At 38.4% G+C, this 1,299-nt stretch carries 1 protein-coding gene; it reads left to right on the forward strand.

The window, feature by feature from the left end:
* Positions 1-143: 143 nt before the first annotated feature.
* Positions 144-1,286 (forward strand): ISAs1 family transposase, encoded by a 1,143-nt coding sequence (locus F7D20_RS10665; protein WP_158464023.1) that lies wholly within the window; start codon positions 144-146, stop codon positions 1,284-1,286.
* The last annotated feature ends 13 nt before the right edge of the window (positions 1,287-1,299 follow it).

Genomic DNA, 1,299 nt, shown 5'->3' on the forward strand with positions numbered 1-1,299 from the left:
CAGGGCAAACGCATTAAACTTTTTACCTTTTAACACATAGATACCAAAGTTGTATCTTATTGATTATTAACTATTTATATTTGCTTATATCAAAAATATTTTGTATCTTTGTAAGGAATAATTAAACAATTAAAAGTTACAAAATGAGCATAATTAAGTTATCTAAACAAATTCCAGACCCAAGAGTCACTGGACGAACTGTTCATAAAATGGAACATATTATCTATATTACCATAGCTGCAGTACTAGCTGGATGTCAAACATGGGATGATATTGCTGAGTTTGGAAAAACAAAGAAGGAGTTCTTCAAATCTCGTTTGGCAGGTTTGGAGCACATTCCAAGTCATGACACCTTCAATCGTTTCTTCTCTATATTTGACCCAAAGGGCTTTGAACAAATCTTTCGCGATTGGGTCAAGGAAATTGTTGGTGAGGTCAAAGGTGTAGTAGCCATTGACGGCAAGTTAATGCGTGGCTCCAGCAAATGCGATTCAGAGCATACATTGGGCAAAGATGATTTTCGCATGTGGATTGTATCGGCATGGTCTTCTGACAACAATATCTCTCTGGCTCAAGAGAAGGTGGGCGAGAAGAGTAACGAAATCACCGTTGTACCAAAGTTGCTTGGCGCAATAGACTTAAATGACACCATCGTAACGATTGACGCCATGGGATGCCAAACCTCTATAACCAAGAAAATAAGAGAGGGAAACGGAGATTATATTATTGCATTGAAGAAAAATCAAAAGACAAGCTATAATTCTGCAAAGGATATCATAGCCGAATACACTGATCGTGACTATCCGGGTATAGTTTCAGAGCATACTTCTGTTGACAGAGGGCATGGCAGATTAGAAGAAAGAAAATGTACAGTGGTGAGTTATGGTAGCACTACGCAAAAAATGTTCAAGAACAAATTTGAAGGGCTAAAATCTATAGTTGGTATTCTATCACGAAGAACGATTGTCTCAACAGGTGAAACTTCTGAGGAAATCAGGTACTATGTAACTTCTCTAGGAAATGAAAAGCCTGAGGAAATCGCCAATGCCATAAGGAAACACTGGGGCATAGAGAACAATTTGCACTGGCAATTAGACTTTACCTTTAGAGAAGACGAAAGTAGAAAGGTGAAAAATGCAGCAAGGAACTTCTCTACTATAACTAAGATTGCTCTGTCCATCCTTAAAAAGGATAAAACGATCAAAGGGAGTCTCAACTTAAAAAGGATGAAAGCTGGCTGGGACGAAAATTACCTGTCAAAACTTTTGGAGGCGAACGCATTTTGATGCGTCCGCCCTG

This window comes from Segatella copri (assembly GCF_009495355.1).
In the GTDB taxonomy this organism is placed as follows: Bacteria; Bacteroidota; Bacteroidia; order Bacteroidales; family Bacteroidaceae; genus Prevotella.